The 24,326-nt window shown below is 57.8% G+C and carries 19 protein-coding genes; 15 read left to right on the plus strand and 4 right to left on the minus strand.

Annotation, left to right across the window (positions count from 1 at the left end):
- Window positions 1-6: 6 nt before the first annotated feature.
- The 3 genes from CVU60_16490 to CVU60_16500 all read right to left on the minus strand — a co-directional run bounded on the left by CVU60_16490 (window position 7) and on the right by CVU60_16500 (window position 4,700).
- Window positions 7-420 carry a response regulator gene (locus tag CVU60_16490; GenBank protein ID PKN40290.1) on the minus strand — a complete coding sequence of 138 codons (414 nt, stop codon included), beginning with the start codon at window positions 418-420 and terminating at the stop codon, window positions 7-9.
- On the minus strand, window positions 404-2,071 hold the full coding sequence (locus CVU60_16495; protein ID PKN40291.1) for a two-component sensor histidine kinase: 1,668 nt from the start codon (window positions 2,069-2,071) through the stop codon (window positions 404-406). The genes CVU60_16490 and CVU60_16495 overlap by 17 nt, the downstream gene beginning before the upstream one ends.
- 103 nt (window positions 2,072-2,174) lie before the next feature.
- Window positions 2,175-4,700 (minus strand): Fis family transcriptional regulator, encoded by a 2,526-nt coding sequence (locus CVU60_16500; GenBank protein ID PKN40292.1) that lies wholly within the window; start codon window positions 4,698-4,700, stop codon window positions 2,175-2,177.
- Window positions 4,701-5,069: 369 nt separating this feature from the next.
- Here CVU60_16500 and CVU60_16505 point away from each other — a divergent pair, with 369 nt between their 5' ends.
- The 13 genes from CVU60_16505 (at window position 5,070) to CVU60_16565 (ending at window position 21,620) form a co-directional block, all read left to right on the plus strand.
- Entirely contained in the window at window positions 5,070-5,624 is a 555-nt protein-coding gene (locus CVU60_16505) for a hypothetical protein (protein PKN40293.1), read from the plus strand.
- A gap of 65 nt (window positions 5,625-5,689) precedes the next feature.
- Window positions 5,690-7,156 (plus strand): sodium/sulfate symporter, encoded by a 1,467-nt coding sequence (locus tag CVU60_16510; GenBank protein ID PKN40294.1) that lies wholly within the window; start codon window positions 5,690-5,692, stop codon window positions 7,154-7,156.
- Between the two features lie 147 nt (window positions 7,157-7,303).
- Window positions 7,304-7,747 (plus strand): two-component system response regulator, encoded by a 444-nt coding sequence (locus tag CVU60_16515; GenBank protein ID PKN40295.1) that lies wholly within the window; start codon window positions 7,304-7,306, stop codon window positions 7,745-7,747.
- 327 nt (window positions 7,748-8,074) lie between these two features.
- The gene (locus CVU60_16520; protein ID PKN40296.1) at window positions 8,075-8,521 is read left to right on the plus strand and encodes a two-component system response regulator; all 447 of its coding nucleotides are present in this window, start codon (window positions 8,075-8,077) and stop codon (window positions 8,519-8,521) included.
- 86 nt (window positions 8,522-8,607) lie between these two features.
- Window positions 8,608-8,838, plus strand: a complete 231-nt coding sequence (locus CVU60_16525) for a hypothetical protein (protein PKN40297.1) — start codon at window positions 8,608-8,610, stop codon at window positions 8,836-8,838.
- Between the two features lie 343 nt (window positions 8,839-9,181).
- Entirely contained in the window at window positions 9,182-10,837 is a 1,656-nt protein-coding gene (locus CVU60_16530) for a hypothetical protein (protein PKN40298.1), read from the plus strand.
- A 45-nt stretch (window positions 10,838-10,882) separates the two neighbouring features.
- Entirely contained in the window at window positions 10,883-13,444 is a 2,562-nt protein-coding gene (locus tag CVU60_16535; protein PKN40299.1) for a pyruvate, phosphate dikinase, read from the plus strand.
- 145 nt (window positions 13,445-13,589) lie between these two features.
- Window positions 13,590-16,238: a pyruvate, water dikinase gene (locus CVU60_16540; GenBank protein PKN40300.1), complete on the plus strand. Its 2,649-nt coding sequence runs from the start codon at window positions 13,590-13,592 to the stop codon at window positions 16,236-16,238.
- Between the two features lie 23 nt (window positions 16,239-16,261).
- On the plus strand, window positions 16,262-16,450 hold the full coding sequence (locus CVU60_16545; GenBank protein PKN40301.1) for a hypothetical protein: 189 nt from the start codon (window positions 16,262-16,264) through the stop codon (window positions 16,448-16,450).
- A 647-nt stretch (window positions 16,451-17,097) separates the two neighbouring features.
- Entirely contained in the window at window positions 17,098-17,811 is a 714-nt protein-coding gene (locus CVU60_16550) for a hypothetical protein (GenBank protein ID PKN40302.1), read from the plus strand.
- A gap of 314 nt (window positions 17,812-18,125) precedes the next feature.
- Window positions 18,126-18,395, plus strand: a complete 270-nt coding sequence (locus tag CVU60_16555) for a hypothetical protein (GenBank protein ID PKN40303.1) — start codon at window positions 18,126-18,128, stop codon at window positions 18,393-18,395.
- 110 nt (window positions 18,396-18,505) lie between these two features.
- Entirely contained in the window at window positions 18,506-19,735 is a 1,230-nt protein-coding gene (locus CVU60_16560) for a diaminopimelate aminotransferase (GenBank protein ID PKN40304.1), read from the plus strand.
- Window positions 19,736-19,739: 4 nt separating this feature from the next.
- Window positions 19,740-21,620, plus strand: coding sequence for a tRNA uridine-5-carboxymethylaminomethyl(34) synthesis enzyme MnmG (locus CVU60_16565; protein ID PKN40305.1), 1,881 nt, complete (start codon window positions 19,740-19,742; stop codon window positions 21,618-21,620).
- A gap of 68 nt (window positions 21,621-21,688) precedes the next feature.
- On the opposite strand, the gene CVU60_16570 is transcribed toward CVU60_16565, so the two are convergent.
- Window positions 21,689-22,006 (minus strand): hypothetical protein, encoded by a 318-nt coding sequence (locus tag CVU60_16570; protein PKN40306.1) that lies wholly within the window; start codon window positions 22,004-22,006, stop codon window positions 21,689-21,691.
- A gap of 128 nt (window positions 22,007-22,134) precedes the next feature.
- On the opposite strand from CVU60_16570, the gene CVU60_16575 reads away from it, so the two are divergent.
- On the plus strand, window positions 22,135-22,539 hold the full coding sequence (locus tag CVU60_16575; protein ID PKN40307.1) for a (Fe-S)-binding protein: 405 nt from the start codon (window positions 22,135-22,137) through the stop codon (window positions 22,537-22,539).
- The gene (locus tag CVU60_16580) at window positions 22,536-24,287 is read left to right on the plus strand and encodes an aldehyde ferredoxin oxidoreductase (GenBank protein ID PKN40308.1); all 1,752 of its coding nucleotides are present in this window, start codon (window positions 22,536-22,538) and stop codon (window positions 24,285-24,287) included. Before CVU60_16575 ends, CVU60_16580 begins: the two co-directional genes overlap by 4 nt.
- Window positions 24,288-24,326 lie beyond the last annotated feature (39 nt).

Genomic DNA, 24,326 nt, shown 5'->3' on the forward strand with positions numbered 1-24,326 from the left:
TTCCCGCTAGCGAACTCCAGCCTCTTCGAACGCCGTGTAGGTTGTTTCAACTATTGTCTTCAAGGCCACAGGCTTGAGCAGATAGGAATAGGCCCCATACGCCATCCCGCGCAGGCCCATTTCCTCGCCCCCGTGCCCCGAAAGCAGAATGACCTGAATCTTGGGCCACGCGAGCTTGATCTCACGCAAGGTCTCGATTCCGTCAATTCCCGGCATCATCACATCAAGGATGACCACATCGAAATGTTCTTTGCCAAGCAGCAGCAAGGCCTCCTGGCCACTACCCACTCCCGCGACCTTGAACCCCCTGCGTTCCATGCGCTTGACCATGGTTTCAACGAAATCCTGCTCGTCATCGACCACAAGAACCGACGGGCCAGCTTGCACAGCTGCTATCTGTGAATTATTCCTTTCTGTCATGATGTTTCACCGGCAAAAGGATTGTAAATTCGGTACCATGACCGGCTTCGCTGTCGAAGCGGATGATGCCGCCCAGTTTGTTTATTATGGAGTAGCTGATGGAAAGCCCCAGCCCTGTTCCCTCCCCTACTCTCTTGGTCGTGAAGAACGGATCGAAAATGCGCCGCTGGACCTCCTTGTCCATACCCGGACCGTCATCACGTATGCTGATGCGCACCATATCCGATTCATCCTCGTAATCTGTGGACACCGTGATATTGCCGTTACGGTCTATGGCATCGATGGCGTTGTTGAGAAGGTTGAGGAGCACCTGCTGGATCTGGGCAGCGTCGGATTGAATCGTCGGCAGGTCCTGAGCCAGATTCCAGATGAGCTGGATGTTCCGGAACCGGATTTCATTGTCCAGAAAAGTGGCGGTCTGTTTGATAACATCATTTATGTAGAGATTGTTGCAGACAGGCTCCATTCGCCGTGCAAAGCCCAGCATGCGATGCACGACCTGCCCAGCCCTTTCGACATGATGCTCGATTTTATCCACTGCATCCCCGAATTCCTGAAAGTTAGGACTTGCCTTCACATCCTCTTCTTCCAGCAGATCCCGCATCCAGCCAGCTTTTTCCCGGATAACGGCCAGCGGATTGTTGACTTCGTGCGCCACGCCAGCGGCCAGTTTTCCCAGCGCCGCCATCTTGCTGGACTGGATCAACTCCTCGTTGAGTTGCGCCTGCTGCCTGTCACTGCGCTCCTGCTGTACGACGATCATGCGCGTGATCATGAGCGTGCCGACGATGATGAAGATGATGCCCCCACCCACTACGGCCCAGGTCGCCGTCCGGGTCTCAAAAAGGGGCTGGAGTTCTCCGTGCATGTCCTCCTCAATTACGAGAAGCCAGTTTTTCTGCTCCAGCCAAATCCCTCCGACGAACACTTTCTTTCTTTCGGACTCGAATTCATCCACTTTGGCCCCGGAAAACGGGCTGCCGAGAAACGCCGTGTAGATTTCCTTACTTTTGTTGCCGAACCGTGGTTTTGTCTGCAGTTCACCGTTGCGATTCACAAGGTAGGCGTCACCAAGATCTCCGAGTTGCAGCCAACGCACCAAAGAATCAAAAATATCCGAGTCGATGGTGGCCCGTAAAATCCAGACCTTGCCTCTCTCCTGTTTTTTTACGGCGATGATCATGTGAGGGAAGCCGCGAAACCCCTCGAACACGTCAGAAACGAAGATCTTCCGGACCATTACCTGGTTGAACCATTCTTCGTTTTTGTAATTCACATCAGAGAGATTGTACGGTCCGGAGTAGCTGACATGCACCCCCTCCTCGTTGATGAGTCCCAAATCGATAAACGTACGGGAACTCAGCTGCATGGTGCTCAGAATCTGCTCAAGCTTCTCTTGGGAGGAAAGGTCTTCAATGGAGTGGGAATAGGCAAGGGTGCGCAACTGGGAAACCTGTTCCCGCAAAAAGAGATCGATTCCCTGACGTTTGTTCTCGGCCAGGGTCATCAGATTGGAGCGGACTTTGGTGTGGTAGGCCGAAGCGAACATGGAGTACATGGTCACACCCAGGACGATAAGCGGAATCAGCGAAAAACCCAACGCCGTGATGGCGATCTTAGTCCCGAGATCCTTGAGCCCAAATACAGACATACGTGCTCCTGAGGAATACTTCCTGAAACAACCAACGACCCGTTATTCAACCTGGCAGAGCATCCATAGCCGACCCCGGAAGAGGGCGCAACAGCGATACCGCTCAGGATGAGCCGCCCGAGGGCCACACGTAGCGCGTCGAAGGGCCACGGCCGACCCTGACCAGCAGGCCGCGACTGACCAGGTCCTGGAGGTCATAGCTCGCGGTTCGCTTTGAAATCTCCCCATCGAGAAGGCCAAGCAGATCCTTGCTCGAAATGCTCCCATGCGCACGTACATACTCGCATGCGATGACCTGCCGGGAGTTCAGATCAAAAGGCAACACTATGTCATGTTTAGTTTTATCGGATCTTACGGGTAAGGTGTTTTCAAAACCGTCCCCGTTCTCCCGCGCAAACGAATCCGCGCTCTCGCCGAATGCGTCATCCTCATTTCTCGCCTTGCCGTTTATGCCCAATTGCTCAGACTGGATCACGCGCCCCTCGGACATCACGGCCGCCGTTATGATCACATGCTTGAGTTCCCGGATGTTGCCTGGCCAATCATAGGAGACAAGGGCTTTCAAGGCCCCGCGCGAAAGGGCGAGCTCAGACCTCCCGGCCATGTGTTCTCCCTCTTTCAGGAAGTGCATGGCCAAAACCGGGATGTTCTGCCGCTGCTCCCGTAAGGGAGGAGTTGTGATGGTTATCACCTTGAGCCGGTAATAGAGATCCTCACGGTATTTTCCTTCACCGATCAGGGCCTTCAAATCGACATTCGTGGCCGTGATAAGACGCACGTTCACGTCCACATCCTGGTCGCTGCCGAGCGGCTTGATCTTGCGCAGGGACAGCGCTCGCAACAAGGCCTGCTGGACCTTCATTGATGCGGACTGAATCTCGTCCAGAAACAGCGTCCCGCCATCGGCCTGCAGAAAAGCACCGCGCCGGTCACCCTTGCCGTCCGTGAACGCACCTTTGACGTGACCGAACAGGGAATCGAGCAGGAGATTCTCGTCCAGTTCACCGCAATTGATGGAAATGAAGGGCTTGTCGTTTCGGGACGACAGGCGATGCACGGCTTCGGCAGCCAATTGCTTGCCAGTACCGGTCTCGCCTTCGATAAGCACGTCCACTTCGACCTGACTGGCCTTGATGATATCGCGCTTCATCTGCTTCATGTATGGCCCCGAACCGACAAGTTCGGGAAAATCGGCGTCCAGCGTCGATACGGCGGGCCCCATACTCAACTCCACCGGCTCTTTCAAAGCCACGGACTCGATCTTGAGGTCTTTCGACTTGATTTCTTCGAATTGCGCCTGCAGCGTCCTTATCATTGAATTGATCGAATCCTTGAGCATCTCTGCTTCATAGCCCGTTTCGATCAGACGGACCTCCTCCCATTCGCCCTTTTCCGTGAGAGTCTTCACCGCATAGGCAAGCTCCTGCAGGCCGAGCGTGGTTCCCCTGGCAACCAGCACGATGGCCAGCACCAGAACCAGCACGGAAATGGCGCTGATGATCAGCATGACATCAATATGTCGGTATCCCGCGAGGTCGACCAGAACGCTCCGGTCCTCATAGGCGATTCCCCCGATGATTCTGGCGTCCTGATCCGGGGCCAGAATCAGGCGTACCGGGGCGTAGGCAAGAAAATGTTCACTGTAGGGCGAAGCGGACTCCACTCGATTGAACGGCCGGACTATATCCTTGTGCCCCTCGCGGACATCCTCGACGGTCTGCCAATAATTTTCGTTCCGTTCCGCGGGACGGAACGCCCCTGGCATGCCGGGCCTGCCCAGAGTTCCGGACAAGGTTTTCCGGATATTCAAGGTACGCAGAGGCCCATCGTCATCCTGTTCCGATTCGGATTGGAAAAGCACCCACCCCCCAAGATCGAAAAAAAAGGTGTACCGCTGAAATTTTGGATTGCGCGAGAAAGCGAAAACGGGAGAATTGGACGACTCATAGAGAGAGAGCACATTGCGAATCACCTTGGCGTTAAGTGAAAGATAGGCGTACCCGCCCATTTCTCCGCCAGGGCCCACATAGGGAGTCACCATGCGCAACGCCACACAAGACATGCGTTCTCGCGGATTGTCAGCCATGGGATACGGAGTTTCCACCTCTTTAAACTCCGACAGCCACACTTCACCTGCTTTCAAACCGCGAACATTCGCATACAGAAGCGCTGGACCGGGCCGAATGGCGTTCACTTCATCCGGCGTCAATCGTATTTCTTTCCCCTCGCGACTCACAAAAACAACAGGATCTTCTTCACTCAGGGGAATGAAGCCGAATTCCGCAAACTCAAGGCCATCGAGTTCCCGAATATCCCTCAGATAGCGGGCCGTATCCTCCGCGTTCATAGGATTTCGAGCCGCGAAAAGAAGCTGCCGCTTGCAGCGCTCCAGCAACGTTTCCACTGCATAGGCGGTGGTCACGGCATGAATCCGCGAGTTGCGTTCAAGGGCGAGGGAGATAAACTCGGATGACGCCCAATACGTTGCATACCCCATCAGCGCGAGCACGATGAGGGACGTGGGGATAAGCGTCACGAGCAGGCGCGTCCGGAGTTTGCGCCTGGCTGGAACAGGTCCACCGGGCCGCATCCGGGACACCCATTCCAAAAAGGCTTTCGGTTTGATCATGCTTCCTCCATTTTTCCAACCCCTTCCGGCACAGCCTCAAATCGTGCAAATTTTCCTTCCCGATAACAGACACCGGACACTTTGCTCAAGAAGAAAAAGTGCAATATACAGCAAAAATTACGCAACAACATTGCCAACCAACTAAAAAACAAACCTTTTGTGAATTTTGTATCAAAATAATATCATTTAAAAACAGAATATTAAATAAAAAAATACGCATCGCGCAGAAAAATTTGGCACAGGAATTGTTTATCACCTCATAGTATTTGCAAGATTATTTGACGACTTGAAATCGGCAATAAACCTGCGTCGGAGGCGAAGATGGTGCACAATCATCAATTCCGGCCCAACCCCAAGGAGCGATGGATAATGGAAGCATCCGTAAAAGATTTCATGGTCCCCATAGCCAAATTCCCCAGAATATCGGACTCAGCAACTTTCTCAGGAGCGGTCATGGCTCTGGAGAGGGCCAACGAAGAATACCTCTCCGGAAAGCGCGAACAGCGCATACTGCTGGTGACCGACAGTGAAAACAAGGTCGTCGGCAAGCTCTCTCCCCTCGACGTGGTCCGCGGGCTCGAACCAGACTACGAAAAGCTGGTCGACGAACAGAGCAGCGTCTACGTTGAAAAGTTCAGCTACGTGATCCAGCCCATGAAAGAGCAGACCACCCTGTGGGCCAAGCCACTGGACGACCTCTGCACCACTGCCAAGGATATTCTGGTAAAGGACTTCATCCAGCCGCCAAAATCTTCCCAAATCATCGATCAGGACGCGAACCTGAACAATGCCTTCCACCGCTTTGTCATGTTCAAGCATGACTCTCTTTTCGTCATGGACGGCAAGAAACTCATTGGCCTTTTGCGCTTTTCCGACGTGTACCGGGAAATCGCCCGCAGAATCAAAGAATCCTGCGGCCTCTAAGTCGTCGTATCTTCAAACGATGTTACCACTGCGTAGTTAACACTGATTAATAAAGGAGAAAATCCATGAGTGCACAAGAAGTGCGAGATATTTCCCCAGATGAGCTCCTCATGCACGAAGAAGAGCCACAGGGCCCGACTCAGTCATCCAAAGCCATGATCATCAAGTTGCTCATCGCGCTTGGTCTTTTTCTGTTCATTTTCTTTCTGCCCCGTCCGGAGTCTCTCCCGGTGGAAGCGCATCGTCTGGGCGCCATCCTGCTTCCGATCGTTTTCCTCTGGGTATCCGAAGCCATACCCATTGGCGTAACCGCCCTGCTGGCCACAGCGCTCATGATCATTTTCAAGGTCACCAAGTCATCTGCGGCTTGGGCCCCCTACGCCAACCACACCGTCATGTTCGTCATGATGATCATCATGTTCGGCGTCATCCTGAACGAGGTCGGACTGGCCAAGCGCCTGCTGTTCTTCATCCTCAAATTCGCGGGAACCAAGGTGAAGCAGCTAAGCTTCTTCATCGCCATTAGCAGCACCCTGCTCTCGACCCTTTTCCATGACGCGACCATCACCATCATCATGCTCTTCGCCATCCTGCCCCTCTTCCAGAGCATGGGCATCACGCCCAAGAAGAGCAACAACCTGAGCAAGTTCTTCATCATTCTGATACCCCTGGCGGCATCGGCCGGTGGCTTCGGGACCATGCTCGGCGGCGGCCGCTGCGCCCTGGCCGTGGACATCACGCAGAAGTACCTACTTGAGACCACGGGCGTCGCCGTTAAAATCGGCTTCCTGAAGTACGCCATGGTCGAATTCCCGGTCTCCATCTTCACCGCTGTGGCGACCTGGGCCATCTGTTACCTGTACTTCCGACCCAAGGAGAAGGAACTCCCCGCCTCCGTAAAGATCGAGTCCATGCCGCCCATGAGCAACGCTGAAAAGGGTGTGGCAGCAGTCTTCTCCGCCGCTTTCATTCTCTGGTTCGCAGGCGACCTGACCGGCTGGCATGTCAGCGTGGTCGCGGCTCTGGCCCTGGCAGCCTTCTGCGCTCCGGGCTGGGTCTCTTTCAAGACCATCTGTGACAAGTTTCCCTGGGAATCCTGGATCGTATTCGGTTCCGGCGTCTCTCTCGGCGCGGCCATGCTCTCCAGCGGCCTCGGCAAATACCTTGCTACGGTCTGCCTGCCTTTACTGGAAGGCCAGTCGCCCTTTGTCACCTACTACGGCATCGGTCTCTTCGGTTCGGCCCTGTCGAGCATGATGAGCAACTCGGCGGCCGTGGCCCTGAGTCTGCCCGTGACCCTGCCCATGGCCAGCATGATGAACATGAGCGTTGAGACCGTCGGTCTTCTCGCCCCCATGACCACCTCCTTCATCATGCTCGTCATCGGCTGCCCTCCGACAATCATCGCATACAGCACTGGCTATTTCAGCCAGGTCGAGTTCTCCAAGGTCGCCATCCCCTGGTGTCTCGTCTTGCTGGCCATCTGCGTAACCGCGGCACTGACTTACTGGCCGATGATCGGATTCCAATAACACTGCACACAACGAGGAGGGGAATTTGCCCCTCCTCCATGATTTTGATCCAACGGTTCAGAATGAATATTATAACTGATTAAATTTATTCACCAACGACTAATGCCTGCCCGTCCGCAACTTCCTGGACGGGATAAGGGGGATAGAATGGAAAATCTGCCAAAACTGCTGCTTATCGACGATGAGGAAAGGTTTCGCGAGACACTGTCCAAACGCCTGTCGGAGACCGGATACACTGTGAGCACAGCCTCCAACGGCACCGAGGCTCTGGACAGCCTGGCCACCAACAAATTCGACGTCGCGATACTCGACATCCAGATGCCCGGTTTGAGTGGCATCGAAACCCTGGCCGAAATTCGCGCCAGACACCTCGGCGTGGAGGTCATCATGCTGACAGGCCATGGTGATGTATCCTCGGCTGTCGAAGGCATGCGCCTCGGAGCCTACGATTATCTGATGAAACCCTGCGAATATGAATACCTCGTGGTCAAGATCCAGGAAGCCTACAAGATCAAGAAAGACCGTGACGAACGGTTGCGGCGGGCCGAAGAAAAGGCCCTGCTGGACAAGCTGCAGAAAAGATGGGTCTAGTTTTGATGAACTGTATCGAGCCCCGATGCTGACAGCACAAGGACACGGTCCAGACAGCCATGCCGGGGGGAATGACTCCCCCCGGCTCAACCTTTTTCAACGCTCCCCTTCCAAGCCAGAAGTGCAAGGAAGGCTTCCGAAGGTCGAGCACACCGGAAGATCGCTGCACGCGTCAATACGTTTTACATACTCTCACCATATTAATTCAGGCAATTAAACCTCGCAGAGAACCGTTGGGAATTTCTTGAAATGAAAACATTGCTACGGTATTCACAAACAATGCGCATACTCGAATCAATGCAGTGTTACTTCCACGAGGAGGATATAATGGATATTTTACCCAAATTGCTTCTGGTTGATGATGAAGAAAAATTTCGAGACACCCTTGCCAAACGGCTGCAGGAAACAGGCTACGAAGTCAGCGGTGCGGCCAGCGGCATGGAAGCATTGGACCGACTGGCGGCGGAAAAGTTCGACATGGTTATTCTTGACATCCAGATGCCGGGTCTGAGCGGCATTGAAACACTGTCGGAGATTCGAGGAAGACACATCGGCGTGGAAGTCATCATGCTCACCGGTCACGGCGACGTGTCCTCGGCCGTGGAAGGAATGCGGTTGGGAGCCTACGATTATCTCATGAAACCATGCGAGTACGAGTATCTCGTGGTGAAAATTCAGGAAGCCTTCAAGATCAAAAAAGATCGGGACGAACGTCTGCGCAGGGCGGAGGAAAAGGCCATCCTCGACAGGATGCACAAGAGCCTGCGTATCTAGTTCCTACCAGGGCTGGAATTACCCGTCGTTTTCCCTCCGGGTCGCTTACCGCGGGAAAACGGCGTTCCCTTTGCAAAGAGGTTCAAATGCAGGAAAATTTCAGTTTCAACGAAGAAGAACAAGTAAGCCAAGCCAGTTCTCGGCAATCGCCCCCGAATCCCGGAAATACCGACCACAAGCCGCTGCATCATCTGCCCCGGGGTAAAGCCTGGAACCCTCCGATACTCAAAAAGTGGTGGTTTTGGCCGGCGAGCCTGGCGGGACTCTTCGCTTTGAATCTGGCGATCTCGCTCTGGGACCGTTTCTTTGGCAATTAAGCTTGATCAGCGGCTTTTGTGTTCTGCTGCCGCAGCCCAGAGGGCCGACAGTTTAGTGCCCAGCAATTCCATGTTTACAGCCTGCTCCCCCGGCAGCAGGCAACGAATTTTCGTTTTTTTGAACGCTTTGAACCCTTGCCTTCCGGCTGTTCGGATGGCCCAGGGACCTCAGGCTGCTCCGCATCTCTTGCGTGAAGCGCAGGTCCTGGCCGGGAGTGCGACTCTGGATGGAGCAGGCGAAAACCGCCTGCTTGGGAAAGCTGCAGCACGGTAGCGTCATGGATTCAAACACGACCGGCACACCTTAGCACCAACCCAAACAGCCAAGCGGCACGGTGAGCAGATGACTCCTCAACGTCTTGAAATGCATAGAAAACGCCTCAAAAACGCCATTGTCCTGTTCACCGTGGCTCCGGCCTTTCTCGTCGCCTTATGTGTTCTGTTCTACGCGCTCAAAAGCGTTGACATCGAACATATCCGTTCCGCTGAAACGCAACTCGCCGTCGTTGCGGAAGCAGGCAGGGCCAGAGTCGAGCACAGCATGGATTCTGCCGGAGCTTTCCTGGAGATGCTGTCTCAACGTCCCGGTGAGATGTCCACAGGAGAACTGCAGCTCGCCTTCACATCCCTCAAGCGTTCAATGATCTGGATTGATGGCTTGGACGTGACGGATCCTCGCAGTGGCAGCAGGTACGCAGTCGGCCAGCCCTTGCCGCAGCAACTGCCGCCGGCCTTGCGGAACAAAGAAGGACTTCTCGTCACCGAAGTCCAGGCCGCCCATGACGGGACGCCGCGCTTTTTCATCGCCATCGGGGAGGGGCCGGACCTGGCTTCGGCAACAGCAAGACTCTCCGTCAACGCGCATCTCTTCAGCACCCTACTCGATCGGGAGCGCCTCGGACGTACTGGCGAAACGTTCCTCGTAAACGATGCGGGAACCCTGCAGACCAGGTCCGTCCTGCATGGCGGTATCCTAGACCGTGTCGACGGGACACTGGTCGCAAATGACGCCGGTATCGCGAAGATTGCCCGGCGCGAATGGTCCGATACCACTCTTCTTTATGTCGCGCTGCCACTGAACAACCTTCCCGGCTGGCTGCTCGTTGCCCAGCACGACAGCAGGGAGATTTCCGAGACCCTGCACAGCACCATGACACGCTTCGCTGCCTTGGCCGTCATCTGCCTGCTTGTCCTGGGCGCGGCGTCCCTGCGGGCGGCAAAAAAATTCATGAAGGTCCAGGAAGAAATGGAAACGGACGCGGGCCGTCTGCGGGAGTGCGAACTGCAGATTCAGAAGCTCGACGCCATCAGCCAACTGGGAGTGGGCATCGCCCACGAAGTCAACAACCCCCTGGCCATCATCGGAGAGGAGGCGGGCTGGATGCAGGATCTGCTCCGGCGCGACTCCTTCAAAGACCATCCCGACGCCGGAGAACTCAGGGAATCCCTGCGCCAGATCGTGACTCAAACGGCCCGTAGCCGGGAAATCACTCACAAACTCCTCAGTTTTGGCGGCAAGACCGACGGCACGATTCGCGACGTGGAAATGAACACTCTCGTCGCTGATGTCGCTACCTTGAGACGCCGCGAAGCGTCGCAGCGGAGTATTGAAATCCGGGAGGAGCTCGCCCCGCTGCTGCCCGTCGTTCTCAGCGAACCCGCCCTCCTGCGCCAGTTGCTTATCAACCTGATCAACAACTCCATGGACGCCATGCCCGAAGGCGGATCCATCACCATTTCCACCGCCCCGTCGGAAGGAGGCGGCGTCCGTTTGCAAGTTCGTGACACGGGTTTCGGCATCCCCCGGGAGAACCTCGACAAGATCTTCGATCCCTTCTTCACCACCAAGCCACCCGGCAAGGGCGCAGGCCTCGGGTTATCCATTTCCCATGGCATCCTGCAGCGTATCGGCGGAAGGATTTCCGTTGACAGCACGGCCGGGCAGGGCGCTACCATAACAATCGAACTTCCCCTTGAAGCACGACCGCTCATCAGCTGACGAGAACGCAATGATAATCCGCTCTGGAAATCTGGCGCATGCCTCATGCTGCAGGAACATGCGCAGACAAATACCCCTGCAACCGATCCGGTTGGCCGAGCGCCTTCGGCTCTTTCGAAGGTCGTTGCCGTGAAGACGACGACCGGCAGGAACCTCGCAGCTCCCGACGCCCACCCGGAGATGAAACGAAAGTATCGTTTCTTCAAAAGTCTGCTGGCCAGCAACAACCACATCCTGGAGGAAATGGCCGGGCTCGAGCGCATGATCTACGAAGGCCGCTCCTTCACCCAGGAAGATGCGTTGCTGCACATGCGCGGGCTGCTCGAGCACGGCTGTTCCCTGATTGAAGACATGAACGCACTGGCCAAGGGGAGATTCACAACACTCTTCGGGCGCTTGCAGCATCTAGGCGGAGCGGCCCTGAGCGCCATCCTGCGCGAACGGACATTCGATGGCCAGGACCTCGTCCTGCCGCTTGATGCAATCTCTCTTGAAAACCTGGACGAAGTGGGCGGCAAGGCCGCGAACCTCGGCGAGGTCCGCAACCGTGTCGGCCTGCCCACGCCGTCGGGCTTCGCCGTAACGGCTTCGGCCGCAGCCCTTTTCCTTCGTCATACCGAACTTCTCGAAACCTTCCGGCACCAACTTGCCGGAATCGACATCACGAACATAGGCGCCCTTGAGCGTATCTGCGCCAAAGCCAGCGAAAGGATCATGATCGCCCCCCTGCCCCCGGGTCTGGACAAGGCACTGCAGGAGCAGGCTCGCGGCATGGTGTCCCGGTTCGGCCCCAACGTGCGCCTTGCCGTGCGCTCATCTGCAGTCTGCGAGGATTCCGATGCTTCTTTCGCCGGCCAGCACGCGACCGTTCTTGGCGCCACCCCCTTCGCCCTTCCGCGAGCATGGAGCGCCGTGGTAGCCAGCGCCTTCACCGCCCGGGCCGTTTTCTACCGCCGTTCCAAGGGCTATTCGGAGCAGGACGTGATGATGAGCGTTCTGGTCCTGAACATGGTCCAGGCCAAGGCCAGCGGCGTGCTCTACACCATAGACCCAAACTCCGCCCACAGCGACGATGTGCTTCTCTCCGCAGCCTGGGGACTTGGAGTGAGCGTGGTCGACGGCTCCTCGCATGTTGACTTCTGGCGCATCCGGCGCGCTGACCGCACAACCGTCACTGCCGAGACCGCAGACAAAGCCTCGGCCTTCACCATTCTGCCCCAGGGAGGTATCGTCTCCAGGCCCGTGCCCGACGAAGACCGGAAACGATCCTGTCTGTCGGACGATCAAGTTCGGACCCTGGTCGAATACGGCCTGCGGCTCGAAACACACTACGGCATGCCCCAGGACGTGGAGTGGTCCCTCGACCATGAAGACCGCCTCTTCGTACTGCAGTCCAGGCCGCTGGTGCGTGCCGAGGGAACCGAACGGGCCGAATGCTGCGAATTCGTGCCCGGCCGAACCCCTCTCCTGTGCGGCGGCCAGCCGGCGGCCCTTGGGGTAGCTTCGGGCGTGGTCTATTCCGTCCAGTCCGACCACGCCCTTGATGACATCCCCAAAGGCGCCATTCTGGTGGCAAGACAGACATCGCCGGCCTATGTGGCCGCCATGGGCAAGGTCGCCGGCATCATCACGGACATCGGCAGCACTACGGGACACATGGCCTCCGTGGCTCGCGAATTCGGCATTCCGACCCTCGTGGACGTGGGTCGCGCCACCCATCTTCTTGCCCACGGCACGGAAATCACCCTCGACGCCACCAACGGGGTGGTCTACGCAGGCCGGGTCCAGGAAATCCTTTCGGAACGCAGGCCCGTCAACCTCATGAAGGGCAGCCCCGTCTACAAGTCCTTGCAGGAAGCGCTGAAGTTCATCATCCCTCTGAATCTGGTCGATCCGCTCATGCCGAACTTCGCGCCCGGAGGATGCCAAACCCTGCACGACATCATCCGCTTCTGCCATGAAGTGGCCATGAGCGAGATGTTCCGGCTTTCGGACGAACTCCCGTCAGCAAAAAGCCCTGCCCATGAACTGCGCACCGGGTTGCCTTTCAGGATTTTCCTGTACGACCTGGGCGATGGAGTCGTGTCGCGCGAACACGCCCCAACAGTTGGCCCGGAAGAACTCCTCTGCGAACCGCTGAAGGCAATCCTGACCGGAATGACGCATCCCGAAGTGGCCGGCGACCAGGCCGACGCCAACCCGGAAGCTGCGAGTTACGCCGTCGTATCAAGGAATTACGTGAATTTCAGCGGACGGCTCGGCAACCACTTCGCCACGATAGACTCTTATGCCGGACCGCTCATCAACGACAACTACATCACCTTCTCCTTCAAGGGCGGCGCCGCCGAATACGTTCAACGCGTTCGCCGCGCCACGCTCCTGGCCGGCATCCTGCGTCGGCTCGGATTCCGAGTCAGCCAGAACGGCGACGCGCTCAAGGCGGAAATCCGCAAATATGACGAAAGCCGTTTTCTGGACCGGCTGACCACCCTTGGACGACTTTTGGCTTCAATCCGCAGCCTCGACCTGCGTCTCGACGACGACGAGGAAGTCTCCCGAAAAGTCGATGAATTCTTCAAGGGCAGCCACTCCTTCCCTCGACGCTGAACGCATCCCTTCCCGGTTCCCCGGCGGGACTGGCTGTCCGTGAACGTTGCAGGCCGGGCTTCTTTTGTGTCAGAAGACAACGGGATTGACCGAACGTTCCCTGCAATCGGTATACAGCCACCGGGAACCCCGGCATGGAGCACGAATGAGTTTGATGCAGCGCGTCCGAAACTTTTTTTCCCCTGGCCCGCCCGCGCAAGAGGAAGACAGCGGACAGGATGACGAGTTCAAGGCCAGATATCAGGCCTTTCGAAGGCTCCTCTCGGCCAACAACTCGGCCCTGGACACCATGACCGACCTCGAAAGCGCGGCCCTGGGGCATCGACATTTCGGCATGCACTTCCTCAGGTCGCGGGTCACCGGAGCCACGGCCAAAGTCTTTTCCATTGTTGAAAACCTTCTGTTCCTCGCCCCAGGCAAATATCTTGGCCTGCGTGACGCCATGCGTTCCATTCAGGAGAGTATCCAACAGGAACTCTCCCTGCGCCAGACCGCCCGCCGCAAAGACCTGATTCTCGACCTGGACCGCATCACGGCTCGCGACATCGACGACGTGGGCGGCAAGATGGCCAACCTGGGTGAACTCCGCAATGCCCTGCAGGTGCCGGTCCCTGACGGATTCGCCATAACCGGCCGAGCTTACATGACCTTCATGCAGCACTCAGGCCTCTGGGACGAAATCAACTGCCTCGTACTCGGGCACCCCATGGCATCCCATTTCGCGGCCGGGACCGCCCAAGCGCCAGATCCGGACGAAGAACCGCAGACGGACCAGCCCATAGCCCTGCTGGAATTGTGCGCCAAGATCCGAGGCATGATCCTTGCCGCCGAAATCCCGCCCGAACTCGAAAGCGCTATTCTCACAGCCTACGACAGGCTCTGTGAACGCGAGGGATCCAATGTCCGCGTGGCACTCCGCTCGAGCGCCCTGGGCGAGGACAGCGCCGGAGCTTCCTTTGCCGGCCAGCACAGGTCCCTTCTGAACCTTGACCGGGACAGCCTTGTCGACGGCTACAAGGAAATCGTTGCCAGCAAATACTCCGCTCACGCCATGACCTACCGCTACATGCTCGGCATCCGGGACGATGACGTGCTGATGTGCGTCGGGTGTCTGGGCATGGTCACCTCGCAGGCCGGAGGCGTCGCCTACACGGCCAACCCGCTGAACGGCGTGGGCACCCATGTCCGCATCACCTCCGCCTGGGGAGTTGCCAAAGGCGTGGTCGACGGCACTGCGACCACCGACGAGTTCATCGTGGAAAAGGAACCTCAGCCGCGAATCATTGAAAGAAAGGTGCCACGCAAGGAATCGTCGCTGGTCTGTTCGGCCGCTGAAGGCGTCTGCCGCGTTTCGGTCGATCCGGCGCTCTGCGAGCAACCGACCCTGAGCGACCCTCAGATCATGGACCTCGCGACCATGGCTGTCCGCATAGAAAAACACTACGACATCCCCCAGGATATCGAATGGGCCTATTCCCCGGAGGGAAGGCTCGTCCTCCTGCAGACACGACCGCTGGAAGTTCGCCAGGACCAGTCCGCATCGGAACTGCTCCCAGGGGTGACTCCCCTGGTTCATGAAGGCCAGACCGCCAGTGCAGGCACCGCCCACGGCGTGGTGCATATCGTACGCAAGGATGTGGACATCCTCATGCTGCCTGACAACGCGATCCTGGTCTGCGTGGAAGCTGCTCCAAAGTGGGCCGCCGTCCTGAACCGCTGCCAGGGCGTCATCACCGAACAAGGCAGTGTCGCCGGGCACCTGGCCAACGTGGCCCGGGAATTCAAGGTCCCAGGCCTGTTCGGCGTCCCTTCAGCCACAAGCCTCCTTCAAGCCGGACAGGAAATCACCCTCGACGCAGACAACTGCGCGGTCTACGCCGGACTTCAGGAAAGCCTCCTGGACCGTAAGCCACAGCGGCCGAACATGATGGCAGGAAGCCCGGTCTTCCAGACGCTGCAACGCGTGAACCGCTACATCATTCCCCTGAACCTTCTCGACCCCGACGGGCTCGACTTCACTCCGGCCAACTGCAAGACGCTGCACGACATCACCCGCTTCTGCCATGAAAAATCCGTACAGGAGATGTTCAGCTTCGGCCGCGACCACAATTTTTCACCCCGATCGAGCAAGCAGCTCAAGACCATAGTTCCCATGCAATGGTGGATCATCAACCTTGAGGACGGATTTGTAAGCGATACCGGCGACAAGATGATCCCGCTGGATAAGATCACCTCCGTTCCCATGCTCGCGCTATGGCGCGGCATAGTGGCCTATCCTTGGGAAGGCCCTCCCTGCATCGACTGCAAGGGCTTCATGTCGGTACTCTTCCAGTCCGCGACCAACAGGAACCTGGAACCGGCCATGGCTTCCCAGTTTTCGGAAAAAAATTATTTCATGATCTCGAAACACTTCTGCAACCTGCAGTCGCGGTTCGGCTACCACTTCACCTCCGTGGAGGCCCTGGCCGGGCCAAGGCCCCGTGAGAACTACATCCGCTTCCAGTTCAAGGGCGGAGCCGCGGATCACCAGCGCAAGGTTCGCAGAGCAAAATTCGTCGGGGAAATACTTGACGAATTCAACTTCCGGACCAGAGTACGCGAAGACGCGCTCTTCGCCCGACTGGACGACTGCGATCAGCAATTCATCGAAAATCATCTGGAGATTCTTGGGCACATACTCATCCATACCAGGCAGTTGGACATGATCATGAACAAGGAAGACGTGGTTCAATTCTACAAAAAACGCATCCTGAACCAGCTTCACGCAATGATGGATGCAAAAAACAAGGCCTGAAACAGGCCCGCATACGAGGCAAAATGAGCGACAGATCAAATGAAAACACCCCAAGCCATGCCGTCATGCGCGGGGTCATCATCGGCGGCTCCATCGGGATGATCGCCAGCTGGTTCGGCTACGAGCCGACCAAGGCCTTTTTCATGGGCATCATCTGCGGCATCTTCGCCGCGGTAACCAAGATCATGGCCGACAGAATGCGCAAGAAATAGACCTTGACTTTCGTTGGCTTTGCAGTACTAAGTGGAGTCAAGAACCTGCCGCATGCGGATCAAAATGGTTCCAATGTCTGAAGGTGACGTTCAAAAGAAACCGACAACCAAATCTGTACTGCAGAGGCGTGTTGGAAAGAAATCAGGAAAAAACCTCTATCACAGGCGTGTCGGCTGTAAACATCCCTAGGGAACATCTTTCGATTTGAAGAAAGAGGCGCGTTGGTCAGAAACCAAAAACAAATTGTTGGTTGAAAGGCGCGTTGGAAGGAAACTCCCAAGGTAACACAGGTAACAGACTGTAGAGGCGTTTATTCCAGTCACAATGACAACATGGATGCCAACCGCCGGCCCAGAACAGGCCAGGCGAACGGACCGGAATCACATCGCATTTGGTTTTTAGTCATCTCGGTTTTATGCGAGGCGGGAAACAAAAGTCTCCCGCCTCCTTCTTTTTCTGAAACCGCCACGGGAAATCCTTGCCCCAGCCGACGTGCACACGCTCCACGAAATACAGACCTTCGCCGTGCGCGTTCCAGAAGACGCTTTTTCATTTTTCATCAATGCCCGGGCTGCTTGCATAAGAGAAGCATTTCAGTGTACAGGGTTATGCGAAAACATAAACTAACGCCAATTCAGGACACCCCATGTACTGTAAAAAATGTAAATTCCATTCCTTCGATCACGTCAGCGCATGCCCCAAGTGCGGAGCAGACTGGGAAGAATCCCGCAAGGCCCTATATCTGAACTGGCTTTCCGCTTCGGGGGTCAACTGGCTGCAACAAGACTCCGCCGCACCAAGGCCTGCGACCGAGTCTGCCCAGGCGATGCAGAAAACCGAGGCCCATGCGCATTCCATCGACACAAGCGGCTCCTCTGACGACTATCTGTCCGCGCCCGCGGCACCAGCCGCCACGGCAGCCACGAAAAATACCGAAATCGACGTCTCGAATTTTCCGGATCTGGACTTCACCATGACCGAAGCCCCGGTCAGGGAAGCGGCTCCCGCGCCAAAACCGCAGGCGCAAAAACCGGAAGAGGACCTGTTTCTGGAAACACTTCCCGCCGAAGAGATTGTCGAGCTTGACTTCAGCTCCTCCTTCGACGCTCCGGCCGCCCCGCAGACACCGGCCCCGAGCAAGCCCAAACGCGAAGACCTTTTCATCCCGGAACTCGAAGAAATGCTCGCCCCGCTGGACGAAGAGCCCCGCTCCAAATCCGCCGCTGCCAAAAAACCTTCATTCTCCCAGGAGACAGAGATTCTCCTTGATTTCGGAAACGATTCTTCGGAAAGTTCTTCCGGCAAATCAAGCGACGACGAGTTGTCCTTCCTGAGCCTTGAAGATCCCAAAAAGCCCTAGCTGACTCACGGCCCGGGAGCAGCCACACGAATTCAAGAACCAGGGTCTCCTGCAGGCCCTGGTTTCTTTATGCCTGATTTCAGAAGCCTGTCGGATGCTCGCCTTAAAATGAGAGCACAAATAATCCTCCAGACCTGAAAAGGGGCTTGAAGCCTGGGCTGGAGAAGAAAAGCGCCTCCTGGCGGAGGAAAAAAAGCTTGACTTTTATGTTTGATTCGAAAAATAAAGCGAGTTTCCGGTGATCAGCGTAAAGCCGCTATTTTCACCGGCCGAAGACGCGGCAGCATTTCAGGACAAAATTATGGAGGAGCCTCATGGCAGTAGATTTCAGTAATGCCGTCAAGACCGACGAAGGCGTTCAGGTCAACGGCGTTGTAATGCACCCGATTGTGGAACAGTGTGAAGGCTGCGAGCGGATCAGAGAATTCGAAAGCGCCAAATTTTGCGGTACATATCCCCAGCCTGCAGCGAAGTGGAGACTGGGCACCTGCAATTTCTCGACCCACACCAAGACCGCACCCGGCAAGGGCAAGGCCAAGGTCAACCCGCTCAAGGCATCCAAGCGCGCAGCCAAAGGTCGTTAAGCCTTTCATCACGGACTTCGTACAAGGCAGGTTTTTCCTGCCTTTTTTTTCTTCAAAATTCCGGGCAAAGGTGACTCTTGAAGTCATCCACAACCCCAGAGGAAGCCACCATGCTGAGCACCGTGCTTGAACTCCTGGAAAACAGCCGCGCTGAATTGCTGCGACTGCAGGCGGACCTTGTGGCCATCCCTGCCCTTGGCCCGACCAACGGGGGGCAGGGTGAGAAAATGAAAGCCGAGTACCTGGCAAGCCATGTTGCCCGGTTTGCAGGCGTGCAGGCGGAAATGATCAAGGCCCCCGACGAAAGCGTCGACTGCGGCTACCGCCCGAACCTGATCATCAAGCGGCCAGGCAGGAACCCGCGCACGCTGTGGCTCATCGCGCACACCGACGTGGTGCCAACAGGGGACCTTTCCCTGTGGCAGGGTGATCCTTTCGTCCTGCGCCAGGAGGGAGACCTCATCTACGGCCGGGGGGTGGAAGACAACCATCAGGGCATGGTCAGCGCGCTTCTCCTGCTGCGTGCCCTGGAACTCGCGGACGCGCACACGGATCTCTCCCTTGGCATTCTGCTCGCGGCCGACGAGGAGACGGGCAACACCTACGGCATCGAATACATCATGCGCCATCACCCGCATGTCTTTGCCCCGGACGACCTGATAGTAATCCCGGATTTCGGCACTCCTGACGGACAGGCCATCGAGGTCGCCGAAAAAAGCGTGCTCTGGCTCAGGTTCACGATCCGCGGCAAACAGTGCCACGCTTCCACCCCGGAAGCCGGTGTGAATTCCCTGGTCGGGGCCTCGGCGCTGATCCTGGCTCTTGACCGCCTGCACACGGTCTTTGACGCTTGCGACCCCCTTTTTGATCCGCCCGTATCGACCTTTGCGCCGACGAAGATGGAAGCCAACGTCCCCAACGTGAACACCATCCCCGGCCAGGACGTCTTTCATCTCGACTGCCGCGTGCTGCCCACCTACCCTCTGGAAGATATCGAGCGGGAAGTGCGGGCCATTTGCGACACGGTGGAGCTTGAGCGGGGCGTGGGCATCACCTTTACGCCCGTGGTCAGAGAACAGGCGGCGCCGGCGACGCCGGTCGACTGCGAGACCGTCTCGCGGGTGACTGCAGCACTGCAGAAGGCCCGCGGACTTGAAGCGCGTGTCATCGGAATTGGCGGCGGCACAGTGGCGGCAGCGTTCCGCAAGCGAGGTCTTCCCGCCATCTGCTGGTCCACCCTCATGCACACTGCGCACCAGCCCAACGAGCACTCCTCCATGACGGCAACCATCGCCGACGCCCGGGTGTTTGCCCATCTCCTTTTCGATGATCAGGCATAAGCACATGACCATCCCGACCGTGCCCGACATCTTTGACGTCATTGTCGTGGGCGCAGGCCATGCCGGTTGCGAAGCGGCCATGGCGGCGGCGCACATGGGCATGCAGACACTCCTTTTGACCATCAACGCCGACCGCATCGGACACCTGTCCTGCAATCCGGCCATCGGCGGCCTGGCCAAAGGGCACATGGTCAAGGAGATCGACGCGCTGGGTGGAATGATGGGCAAATGGGCCGATCAGGCCGGAATCCAGTTCCGCATCCTGAACACCCGCAAGGGGCCTGCCGTACGCTCCAGCCGCGCCCAGATCGACCGCACCGAATACGTGCGGGTCGTGCAACAGGACATTTTCACCTGCCCGAACCTCTTCGTCCGCCAAGAGACGGTCGCATCACTGACCGTGGAGGAAGGACGCGTCACAGGCGTCGTCACCACCCTTGGCGAGGCCATTGCCTGCCGTGCGGCGCTTTTGACCACGGGCACTTTCCTGCAGGGCCTCATTCATGTCGGTCTCGACAATTTCAGCGGCGGCCGCCAGGGCGACCCGGCAAGCCACGGCCTCTCGCCCCGCTTGAACGAACTGGGCTTTGAGCTTGGACGCCTGAAAACCGGCACCGTGCCCCGACTGCTCAAATCGTCCATCGATTATTCCGTCATGGAGGAACAGGCCGGAGACAACCCGCCCAGGCCCTTCAGCTTTGACAGTCCCGGCATAAGGCTCAGGCAGCTGCCCTGCTACGTGACCTACACCACGGAACGCACCCACGAAATAATCCGCACCGGATTCGACCGCTCGCCCATGTTCACCGGGGTCATCAAGGGCACCGGAGCGCGCTACTGCCCATCCATCGAGGACAAGATCGCCCGTTTTCCCGAGAAGGACCGGCACCAGATATTTGTCGAACCCGAAGGCCTGACCAGTCACGAGGTCTACCCCAACGGCATCCCCACGAGTCTGCCGCTGGACATCCAGAAGGCTCTGGTGGCGTCCATTCCGGGACTCGAGAAAGCCCAGATCATCCGGCCCGGCTACGCCATCGAATACGATTATGTTCCCCCGACCCAGCTCAAGCCCACCCTGGAGACCAAGCTAGTGCGCGGCCTTTACATGGCCGGGCAGATCAACGGCACTTCGGGCTACGAGGAAGCGGCCGGACAGGGGCTGTGGGCGGCCATCAACGCGGTCCTCTCCTTGCGCGGCGAATCCGAACTGATCCTGACCCGCAGCCAAGCCTACATCGCCGTGCTCGTGGACGACCTGGTCACCAAGGGCACGCTTGAGCCCTACCGCATGTTCACCTCCCGGGCCGAGCACAGGCTCCTGCTGCGCGAGGACAATGCCGACGAGCGTCTGACCGCCATCGGGCGCGATCTGGGCCTCGTCGACGACAGCCGCTGGCAGCGCTTCACCCTCAAGCATGCGGCCGTAAACGAAATCATGGCCGGACTGGAAGGCATCCGCATCCGGCCCGATGCCGCAACCAAAGACATGGTCGAGGCCATGGGCGGAAAGATCCCGCAAAAGGCGGTCAGCCTCAAGGAACTGCTGCGCCAGCCGGAATTGACCATCGCGAGCATTGCACCGTTGTGGCCGAAGCTTGACGAGTATGATGAGGAAGCGCTGGAAGAAGCCGAGATCAAGACCAAATACGAAGGCTATCTGCGCCGTCAGCAGGAGCTGGTGGACCGCTTTGAGAAGATGGAACAGACGACGCTGCCCGAGGATATGAACTACACCGGGATTCCCGGTCTCTCGCGCGAGGTCACGGAAAAGCTGACCCGCATCCAGCCACGCACCCTCGGACAGGCCGGACGCATTTCCGGAATCACGCCCGCAGCCTTGTCCTGCCTTGAAATTCAACTCAAAAAAATTGGACGGCTCTAATCAGAGCCGTCCAAATCTGTTCGAAAAATCATCTTTTTCTTCAAGACCTGGGGGGCTCACCCCCGCCTTCAATCCTCACCCAATTCCGAAGCGCAATGGGCAAAAGACGGCACATAAAACCCGTCAACCAGCTCCTGGGCCAGGGCTTCGAGCCGGGCCACGAAAGTGTCGTCCAAAACGGACTCAAGGGTTTCGTCAGAAGGCATGACATCTTCCTCCGGGCCCCGGACCTTCAAGAGGATGACCCGGCCGTTGCTCATGACCTCGTAGCCCACTGTCCTGGCCATGCCGCGTCCATGCAGCTCGCGGACATGATCCTCAATGATCTCGAAAAGTTCCAGTCCCGTATCCGGTCTGGTCACGATGGAAAAAACACGTTCCGCCACGTTCACCTCCTGTGCCGTTTCTCGCTTTCACGTTTGCCCCGGCTTGTAAACCACTCGCTCGCCCCTTCACAATCGGGCCAAAGACACATACCCTTACCTTTTAGAATCAAATCCACAGGAAAGCACTCATGAAACAACTCGTCGCGACCCGCATGGACCGATGCATCGGCTGCCATTCATGCTCTCTGGCATGCGCCCGCGTGGTCCACAAATGTCTGTCCTGGGAAAACGCCGGCATCCGCATCCTGTCATCCGGCGGCCTGTCCACAGGCTTTCTGGCCAAGGTCTGCCTGGCCTGCAACCCTGCCCCCTGCGCGAAGGCCTGTCCCACGGGCAGCCTGAAGCAGCGCAAGGGCGGCGGAGTCACCCAGCAGAAAAAACTCTGCATCCAGTGCGGCAAATGCGTCGCCGCCTGCCCGGTGGACGCCATCGCCCAGGATCGCCAGGGCAGGCCCTATGTCTGCATCCACTGCGGCAACTGCGTGGAGTTCTGCCCGCATGACTGTCTGGAAATGCAGGAGGTGGAATCATGATAGCTGAAACCTTCAAGATCCTGGAAGTCAACCTGTCCACAGGCCGGTCCACCATCCGCGCCATGTCCGGCGTGGATACCTACATCGGCGGATCGGGTCTGGCCGCAAAACTTCACCTCGATTACGCAAAGCCCGGCATGGCCTGGGATGATCCACAACAACCCCTGATTTTCTGCATCGGCCCCCTGACCGGATTTTTTCCGCTCATGAGCAAGACCGTCTGCGCCTTCACCTCGCCCCTGCACGGCCAGTACGCCGAATCCCATGCAGGCGGCCGCAGCGCCCTGGCCCTGCGTTTCGCAGGACTGGACGCCCTGGTCGTCATCGGCCGCGCCGAGCGGCCCACGGTCCTTCATCTGGGCGCCAACATCATTGAACTCATGGATGCGGGCTACCTGTGGGGCAAGGACGCCCTGACCACCGGCAAACTCCTGCGCCGCATTCTCAAGGGCTCGGGACACCGGACCATCATGCGCATCGGACCGGCCGGAGAGAACAAGTCGGCCATGGCCTGCATAAATGTCGACACCTATCGCCACTTCGGGCGCCTCGGCGGAGGGGCGGTCATGGGCGCCAAGAACGTCAAGGCCATCGCCATCGAGGGCAACGGCTCCCAGGACCTGCCCGAGGGCAAGGAATACGGAGCGCTGTACGCCGACATCTTCCGCAAGCTCACGGACACGGACATGATGCGCAAGTACCATAATCTGGGCACCGCCTCGAACCTGGAGGCGCTCAATGAACTCAAAGCCCTGCCCTGGCGCAACCTGCAGGCCACCTCGGACCCGGGCATCGAGGGCATCACGGGCGAACGTTTTGCCGACGACACCCTGCTGCGCAATGCCGCCTGCTCGGGTTGCCCGGTGGGCTGCATCCATATCGGCTTCGTGCGCGAGAAATTCGACAAGGACAACCAGTACCTCTACCGACAGGTAGGATACGACTACGAGCCCATCTTCGCAACGGGATCCATGCTCGGCCTGACCCACGCCCCGGACGTCCTCACGGTCATGGATGAGGTTGAAAAGGCAGGCCTTGACGTCATGAGCGGAGGAGTGGCCCTGGCCTGGGCTACGGAGGCGCTGGAAAAGGGCGTGGTCACGGCGGAGCAGACCGGGATCGAACTGCGCTTCGGCGAAGTCCAGGGGTATCTCAAAGCCGTGCACCTGCTGGCCGGAGCGGCAAACGAGTTCTGGAAACTCCTCGCTGCCGGGACCATGGTCGCGGCCAAGCATTACGGGGGCGAAGATTTCGCCTGCGTGCTGGGCCAGGAGATGGCCGGGTACGCCACGGGCGAGGTCTTCTACGTGGCCCAGTCCCTGGGCCTTCGGCATTCGCACCTGGACACCGGGGCCTACAGCTACGACCAGTCGAACGCGCCCAAGGACGTGGACAAGGCCCTGGCCTTCCTGCTGGAGGATGAACGCGAGCGAGCGATCCTGACCTCCATGGTGGCCTGTCTCTTTGCCCGCAAGGTCTATGACCCCGAAACCCTGCGCCAGTGTCTGACCGTGCTCGGAGGCAGGAACCTGGCCGACAACCTCGACGAAGCGGGAGGCTCCATCCAGAAGTTGCGCTGGCAGGCCAGGATTGCGGGCGGCTTCGACCCCCTTGGCGTAAAGATTCCCAAACGCTTTCTGGAAGTCAGCACCTGGAAAGGCCAAGCCGATCCAAAGTATCTCGAGGAGTTGCGTCTGGCCTATGCCAGGGCCATAAACGGGATGGGGCGTTCAGAGCAAAAGGATTAGAAACAATTACCCGGCCGGAGCAAACGCTCCGGCCCCTGA

Source organism: Deltaproteobacteria bacterium HGW-Deltaproteobacteria-18 (assembly GCA_002841885.1).
GTDB lineage: Bacteria > Desulfobacterota > Desulfovibrionia > Desulfovibrionales > Desulfomicrobiaceae > Desulfomicrobium.

Bases quoted from the DNA above. Each gene is read 5' to 3' on its own strand.
- CVU60_16515 (PKN40295.1), top strand. From the start codon at position 7,304: ATGGAAAATCTGCCAAAACTGCTGCTTATCGACGATGAGGAAAGGTTT.
- CVU60_16500 (PKN40292.1), bottom strand. From the start codon at position 4,700: ATGATCAAACCGAAAGCCTTTTTGGAATGGGTGTCCCGGATGCGGCCC.
- CVU60_16520 (PKN40296.1), top strand. From the start codon at position 8,075: ATGGATATTTTACCCAAATTGCTTCTGGTTGATGATGAAGAAAAATTT.
- CVU60_16580 (PKN40308.1), top strand. From the start codon at position 22,536: ATGATAGCTGAAACCTTCAAGATCCTGGAAGTCAACCTGTCCACAGGC.
- CVU60_16535 (PKN40299.1), top strand. From the start codon at position 10,883: ATGCTGCAGGAACATGCGCAGACAAATACCCCTGCAACCGATCCGGTT.
- CVU60_16505 (PKN40293.1), top strand. From the start codon at position 5,070: ATGGAAGCATCCGTAAAAGATTTCATGGTCCCCATAGCCAAATTCCCC.
- CVU60_16550 (PKN40302.1), top strand. From the start codon at position 17,098: ATGTACTGTAAAAAATGTAAATTCCATTCCTTCGATCACGTCAGCGCA.
- CVU60_16565 (PKN40305.1), top strand. From the start codon at position 19,740: ATGACCATCCCGACCGTGCCCGACATCTTTGACGTCATTGTCGTGGGC.
- CVU60_16525 (PKN40297.1), top strand. From the start codon at position 8,608: ATGCAGGAAAATTTCAGTTTCAACGAAGAAGAACAAGTAAGCCAAGCC.
- CVU60_16540 (PKN40300.1), top strand. From the start codon at position 13,590: ATGAGTTTGATGCAGCGCGTCCGAAACTTTTTTTCCCCTGGCCCGCCC.
- CVU60_16575 (PKN40307.1), top strand. From the start codon at position 22,135: ATGAAACAACTCGTCGCGACCCGCATGGACCGATGCATCGGCTGCCAT.
- CVU60_16490 (PKN40290.1), bottom strand. From the start codon at position 420: ATGACAGAAAGGAATAATTCACAGATAGCAGCTGTGCAAGCTGGCCCG.
- CVU60_16530 (PKN40298.1), top strand. From the start codon at position 9,182: ATGACTCCTCAACGTCTTGAAATGCATAGAAAACGCCTCAAAAACGCC.
- CVU60_16555 (PKN40303.1), top strand. From the start codon at position 18,126: ATGGCAGTAGATTTCAGTAATGCCGTCAAGACCGACGAAGGCGTTCAG.
- CVU60_16510 (PKN40294.1), top strand. From the start codon at position 5,690: ATGAGTGCACAAGAAGTGCGAGATATTTCCCCAGATGAGCTCCTCATG.
- CVU60_16495 (PKN40291.1), bottom strand. From the start codon at position 2,071: ATGTCTGTATTTGGGCTCAAGGATCTCGGGACTAAGATCGCCATCACG.
- CVU60_16560 (PKN40304.1), top strand. From the start codon at position 18,506: ATGCTGAGCACCGTGCTTGAACTCCTGGAAAACAGCCGCGCTGAATTG.
- CVU60_16545 (PKN40301.1), top strand. From the start codon at position 16,262: ATGAGCGACAGATCAAATGAAAACACCCCAAGCCATGCCGTCATGCGC.